At 70.2% G+C, this 6000-nt stretch carries 8 protein-coding genes; 1 reads left to right on the top strand and 7 read right to left on the bottom strand.

Annotated features, from left to right (window positions below):
- Both DJ81_RS10415 and DJ81_RS10410 read right to left on the bottom strand, forming a co-directional pair.
- Positions 1-1237: bifunctional N(6)-L-threonylcarbamoyladenine synthase/serine/threonine protein kinase (locus tag DJ81_RS10415; protein WP_249269115.1), on the bottom strand; the 1237-nt coding region annotated here is incomplete at its 3' end.
- A gap of 11 nt (positions 1238-1248) precedes the next feature.
- A complete protein-coding gene (locus tag DJ81_RS10410) occupies positions 1249-1557 on the bottom strand; it encodes a 30S ribosomal protein S24e (protein ID WP_094524103.1) in 309 nt (102 codons plus the stop codon).
- A 207-nt stretch (positions 1558-1764) separates the two neighbouring features.
- On the opposite strand from DJ81_RS10410, the gene DJ81_RS10405 reads away from it, so the two are divergent.
- On the top strand, positions 1765-2352 hold the full coding sequence (locus DJ81_RS10405) for a hypothetical protein (RefSeq protein ID WP_094524104.1): 588 nt from the start codon (positions 1765-1767) through the stop codon (positions 2350-2352).
- A 42-nt stretch (positions 2353-2394) separates the two neighbouring features.
- Here DJ81_RS10405 and DJ81_RS10400 read toward each other — a convergent pair whose 3' ends face one another.
- Genes DJ81_RS10400 through DJ81_RS10380 form a run of 5 tightly spaced genes read right to left on the bottom strand, consistent with a single transcriptional unit; the run spans position 2395 to position 5551 of the window.
- The gene (locus DJ81_RS10400; protein WP_094589576.1) at positions 2395-2997 is read right to left on the bottom strand and encodes a GTP-dependent dephospho-CoA kinase family protein; all 603 of its coding nucleotides are present in this window, start codon (positions 2995-2997) and stop codon (positions 2395-2397) included.
- Between the two features lie 43 nt (positions 2998-3040).
- Positions 3041-3238 (bottom strand): transcription elongation factor subunit Spt4, encoded by a 198-nt coding sequence (spt4, locus tag DJ81_RS10395; protein ID WP_008001262.1) that lies wholly within the window; start codon positions 3236-3238, stop codon positions 3041-3043.
- Entirely contained in the window at positions 3238-3813 is a 576-nt protein-coding gene (locus DJ81_RS10390) for a DNA-directed RNA polymerase (RefSeq protein ID WP_094524106.1), read from the bottom strand. The genes spt4 and DJ81_RS10390 overlap by 1 nt, the downstream gene beginning before the upstream one ends.
- A gap of 21 nt (positions 3814-3834) precedes the next feature.
- A complete protein-coding gene (locus tag DJ81_RS10385) occupies positions 3835-4305 on the bottom strand; it encodes a PIN domain-containing protein (RefSeq protein ID WP_094589574.1) in 471 nt (156 codons plus the stop codon).
- Position 4306: 1 nt separating this feature from the next.
- Positions 4307-5551, bottom strand: a complete 1245-nt coding sequence (locus tag DJ81_RS10380) for a translation initiation factor IF-2 subunit gamma (RefSeq protein WP_094527598.1) — start codon at positions 5549-5551, stop codon at positions 4307-4309.
- Between the last annotated feature and the right edge of the window lie 449 nt (positions 5552-6000).

Raw genomic sequence — 6000 nt, 5'->3', positions numbered from 1 at the left:
TCGTAGAGCAGCGGGACGTACTCGTTGTCGGCGTTGAACGTGTACCCCTGGTCGAGCGCGCGAGCGATCGCGTTCCCGGCGCCGTTTTCGTCGTTGTATATCGGATTGAGCGTCGTGAACGAGGCCGCGGCGGCCGTCGCGTACGTCGACGTGTCGGTGCCGCTGTCCTCGCCGTCGCCGCCGTCTCCCGCTCCCGGTCTCCCCGCCCGCGGGCGACCGACGCGTCGTCGTCGCGCCACGTCACCGGCACTTGGTCCGGCCGGAAGTTCGGGTCGATCGCGGAGTCGGCGATCGGGACCGTGTCGCCCGCCGCGGCCATCTCCGCGCCCAGCACGGCGATCATCCCCGCGTTGTCGCGGAGGAATCGCGGCTCCGGCGCGTGGAAGTCGGCGCCCCGGGACGCGCACATCGTCGACAGCATCCCGCGGAGCCGGTCGTTCTGCGCGACGCCGCCCCCGAGGACGAGCTCGTCGGCGCCGGTCAGCGAGAGCGCCCGCTCCGACACCTCCGTCAGCATCGCGAACACGTGCTCCTGCAGCGAGAAGCAGATCTCCCCGACCGGGACCCCGTCGTCGTACGCGTCGTTGGCGGCGGAGCTGATCCCCGAGAAGGAGAAGTCCATCCCCTTGACGACGTACGGGAGGTCCACCAGCTGGGCGTCCGGTTCGCGCTCGGCGGCCGCCTCCGCGGCCGCGGCCTCCACCTTCGGCCCGCCGGGGTGGTCCCAGCCGACGTGGCGCGTGAACTTGTCGATCGCGTTGCCGACGCCGGCGTCCATCGTCTCGCCGAGCACGCGATAGCGACCGTCGTGGTAGCCGAGCAGGTGCGCGTTCGCGCCGGAGGCGTTCAGACACACCGGGTTCTCGAAGCCGGACTGGTGGCGGCCGATCTCCAGGTGCGCCACCATGTGGTTGACGCCGACGAGGGGGACGTCGAGCACCCCGGCGAGCGCACGCGCGGCCGTGGCGACGGTCCGGAGACAGGGGCCGAGCCCCGGTCCCTTCGAGAAGGCGACCGCGTCGATCGCATCCGGGCCGTGCTCGGTCTCGGCCGCCGTCAGGACCGCGTCGACGACCTCTGGGATCGCCTCGGACATGTGTTCGGCGGCCTCGCGCGGATGAATCCCGCCACTATCCGGTTCGTACGGGTTCGATTCGATGAGAACGGAGTCGGTCTCGGCGTCGTACAGCGCGGCGCTCGCACACCACGCGGTCCCCTCAATACCGAGAACGCGCATCCGGCGCGCCGTCAGGCCTCTTCGGCGTCCGCGTCGGCCTCGTCGCCGATCTTGTTGCGCTCGAGCATGTGCTCCTGTTCGACGTCGAGCGCGTCCTCGGCGGTGTCGTACACCTTCGCGTAGCCGACCGTCTTGCGCATGCCGAACTTCGTGTTCAGCTCGTGGACGACGACCTCCTCGGAGGCCTTGTCAAGCTTGGCCGCGAGCGAGTCGCGGACCGAGAGCCGGGAGGGCGTCGCCTCCTCGTGAGTCGTCTCGAATCGAATGTCCGTGCGGTGCAACATCGGGTTCTCCTCTTCGGAGATGATATCGACGTCCATGGTTCAGTTAAGCGTATATCCCCTCGAAAGCTGTAAAAGGATTTCGAAGCGGGGGTGAGGGCGGAGTCGCTCCCCTCACGCCCGCGATCTGGGATCGTCACTCTCGATCACCGCGCCGACGACGCGCCCCGGGCCGACGGTCGGGGAGGCGGCCCGAGCGACCGCCGGAGACACGGTTTAGTCCGATTAGCACCAACCGTCGGTCGGATGTCCGACGACACGGAACCGTTCGTCGAGCCGACAGAGCGCACCCGATACGACCTCCTCCGGTCGAAACACGTCATCGTGCCGCTGTCCGTCCGGACCAAGCTCCGGGTGTGCGGTCTCCTCGCGCTGTTGGCGGCGCTCGTCGGGCCGGTCACGGCGGCGCTCCCGGTGGCGGTCAGGGAGACGTACTTCGCGGGGAACCCGACGATGACCCGCCTCGGGGCCGTCGCGGCCGTGCTCGTCGGCGTCGTCGGTCTGGCGGCCGCGAGCGTCGGACTCACCGTCGTCGCCCTGTACGTCGACCGCCATCCCGACCCGAGCGAGGACCGGACGTGGACGCTCATCGCGGTCGAGGACGCGGCATCCGGGTTCGGCTTCGTCACCGGAACGCTGGGCGTCGTCTCCGGCGGCGCGATCCTCGCGAGCGGCCTGTGGGGCACCGCCGCGGTCCGGCGGCTGACGGATCTCGGGATCGAGCCGTACCTCGTCTACGAGCCGTTCCCCGCCACGCCGCGGCTCACCGCGGCCGCCGGGCTCGTCGTCGGTCTCGGAGCGCTGGCGTCGAGTGCCTACGTCGACCCGCCGTGAGCGCGGTCGCGATCAGAACCGAACGGGGCCGTCGTCGGCCGGTTACCGGTCGCGGTCGGGCGCGATCCCCAGCGCCTCGTAGGCCGCCTCGACGTCGCCGTCGAGCCCCTCGAACAGCGCTCGCGCCTCCGCGCGGGACTCGGGCGTGACCGCGACCCGGACCATTCCCTCGCCGGGCTGACCGTAGACGACGCTCGCGCCGTCGGGCGCCGCGAGGATCGCCGGGAGCGCGGCCAGGTCCTCTTCGCCCGTCACCTCGACGATGACCGGCTCGCCCGCATCGAGCGCGTCGCGTAGCGCCGAGAGCAGCGCCGCCGACAGCGACGCGGCGGGGTTCTCGACGCGAACGCGGCGGTCCTCGGCGGCCGCGAGCGCCGACTCGATCTCCGCGCGGACCGCCTCCCGTTCGGTCTTCCCGTCGATCAGCGCGACGTCGGGGACGCGGCCCGCCTCGCGGAGGTGGTACGTGACCACGTCGCCGACGGCGACGATGGGGGCGTCGGGGGCGCCCGAGCCCGCGGCGCCCCCGTCTCCGTATTCGGCCGCCGTCTCCGCCGCCCCCGCGAGCAGCTCCTCGGCGTCAGTCGTCACCGGGCCGAGCGGCCCTTTGAACGCGTCGCGCATGGAGTCTGGAAGGGTGAGCATGAGTCGGGGCGTGTGACTCTCGGTCTTTGCCGCTCCGGCGTCGCTACCGTACCTTCAGCGCGTACGAGCCGGCCTTCGTGACGTTCATCTCCTCGGCGATCTGACTCTCCTCGGGTTTCGTGATGATGACGTAGCCCGCCCAGTCCTCCGTCAGCGACGACGACCCGCAGTGCTCGCAGGTCTGCGAGTCGGGGTCGTTGACGTGGTGGCACTCACGGCAGGCGAGGCGGTCCTCGGCCATCAGTCTGCCTCCTCACCGGTCTGCTCGCGGTGAAGCCGCTTCCCCTCCAGCCACTCGTGTTTCCCGAGCCCCGGCTGTTTCGCCGTGAGCCCGATCTTCGAGTCGCGGGGGTTTCGCTCGTCGATGCTCTTCGTCACGACTCGGACCCGGACGGCGTCGTCCACGCCGAGGGTCTTGTCGGAGTCCGAGGAGGCGAGCTGCTGGTTCGCCCCGTCGAACGTGAGGTACTCGTCGGTGATCTGCGAGACGTGGAGCAGGCCGTCCACCGGCCCGATCCCGACGAAGGCGCCGAACTCGACGGTCTCGACGACCGTCCCGTCGGCGACCTCCTGCATGTCGGGGTCGTACGTCAGCGCGTCGAACTCGGCCTCGTAGTAGACGCCGGGGCGGTTGTGTAACACCGCCCCCTCGCCGATGTCGTGAACGTCGATGACGCTCACGACGCTGCCGACGTCCTCGTCCATTCGTCCTTCCAGTTTGTCTTGGAGCAGGGCTTTCACCCGCTCGTCGGTGACGTCCGCCAGGTGTTTCGGCGGCACCTCGACCGTATCCTTGAGTCGAACTCGTTTGTACATGTTCTTGGTTGTCCGCGTCCGCTAGGGTTCCGTTATCGCCAGTGCGTTCCGACCCCTTAAACCGATTACTGGTGCGCCCGCCTCCAGCACCCGGTTCGCCAGCGGTCGATCGTTAGTGACGACGCCGTCGACCCGGCCCTCGGTGACCAGCTCGACCAGCGCGTCGTCGGCGTACGATTCGTCCGTCGCCACCGCCTCGGCCCGCGCCGCGAGGTCCGCGCCCACGCTCGCCGCGGTCGCCGCCTCGCTGTTTCCGCCCTGTAACCGCTCCAGCTCCGAGACGACCGCCGCCGGGACGACCGCCTCGTACGCGCCGAGGAGCCGGTCGAGCTCCTCGAACAGCCGCAGGTTCGCCTCGACCGGCGCCATCAGCGCGCTCGCGTCGAGCGCGACGACCGGGGCGTCGTCGGGGCCGTCGTCCGCGAGGACCGCGGTCGGAGTGTCGCCCGTGCGAGCCGAGTCCGAACCGTCCGCGCGGGCGTCGTCGGTCACGCTACGAGAGCGTCCCGACGCCGATGAGCCGCCAGCGCGCGCCGACGCGCCGGTTGATCGCGATCTGCGCGCCCTCCTCGGCGCAGACGGGCCGCTTGAGGCTCACCTCGCACTCGCCGTCGCGCGCGCTGGTCACCGCGCCGACCGTCGTCGCGGTGCCGACCGTGAGCATCAGGGGCTCGCCGGTGCTGATCTCCTCGATGTCGCTCTCGCCGCTCTCGTCGTCCTCCTTGCCGACGACGCGGTCGAGGAGGTCGACCTGCATCTCGAACTCGTTGCGCGTCGGCGGGAGCGTCCCGGGCTCGCCGGCGACCTGCCCCGCGAGCGCGTCGCCCTTCGTCAGGCTCGGGTCGAGCCCGGTGCCGACGCCGAGCAGCCCGCCCGGCCGGGCCGACTCCACGTCGTTGCTGCCGGCCTGCAGCGAGCGGACGGTCGTTTCGAGCGGCCGCCACTCCGTCTGGCCCTCCTCTTCGACCTCGCGGCCGGGGCGGATCTCCAGCCCGTCGCCGACCGACAGCTCGCCGCTGACGAGCGACCCGCCGACGACGCCGCCCTTGAGGTCCGCCGCGGTCGCGCCCGGCCGGTTGATGTCGAACGATCGCGCCGCGTACATCCGGGCGTTCTCGCCGGGGTCGCGGTCGGGGGTCGGGATCTCCGTCTCGATCGCGTCGATGAGCAGGTCCAGGTTGACCTCCTGTTGGGCCGAGACGGGGACGATCGGCGCGTCCTCCGCGACCGTGCCCTCGACGAACTCTTGGATCTGCCGGTAGTTGTCGACCGCGCGGTCGCGGTCGACCAAGTCGACCTTGTTCTGTGCGATGACGACGTTCTCGATCCCGATGAGGTCGAGCGCCATCAGGTGCTCCTCCGTCTGCGCCTGCGGGACGTCTTCGGTCGCGCTGACGACCAGCACGGCGCCGTCCATGATCGAGGCGCCCGAGAGCATCGTCGCCATCAGCGTCTCGTGGCCCGGGGCGTCGACGAACGAGACCGTCCGGATCGGCTCGCTCTCGGAGCCGTCCTCGCACTCCTCGTCGACGGTGTAACACTCGGGCGCGTCGACGCCGGGACAGCGCCGGAACGCCGCGTCCGCGTACCCCAGCCGGATCGAGATACCGCGTTTCATTTCCTCGCTGTGCTGGTCGGTCCACGAGCCGGACAACGCCTGCACGAGCGTCGTCTTCCCGTGGTCGACGTGACCGACGAGACCGATGTTCACCTCCGGTTGTGTGTTGGCTTCAGTCACTGTTGGACCTCCTAACGGAGTAGTCTTACCGGAAATTCGCCCCGTGCGAGTGATAAAGTTGCTGTTATAGTGGCGATAGGGGCGTCACCCGGCACTCCCGAGAGCGACGACGCGAGACGGACGCCCGAGAGCGACGGCGACGATCACTTATAAACCAGCGTGCGGTGCGGTGGCGCGTGCCTGCGAGGCCGCCTCGCGGCCGAGCAGCACGCGCGAGGGAGCCCGCGGTCGCCATCGGCGACCGCGGCGAGGCTGGGGAGGTGTGAGGCTGCGGTGCCGTGCGGTCGGGTGGGACTCGAAGGGGCGGCCGCGAGGACGAAGCACGACGACGCAAGCACTGCAAGGAGCGAGTGAAACGAGCGACTGAAGCGCGCAGCGAGTCGCGCGAGTCCTCGCGGCCGGGGCTTTGGAGGTGTTCACCGCTGCTCCGCAGTCACACATTTATAACC

The sequence above is a fragment of the Halorubrum sp. Hd13 genome (genome assembly GCF_002252755.1).
GTDB lineage: Archaea > Halobacteriota > Halobacteria > Halobacteriales > Haloferacaceae > Halorubrum.
This window is presented reverse-complemented; position numbering and strand designations above follow the sequence as displayed.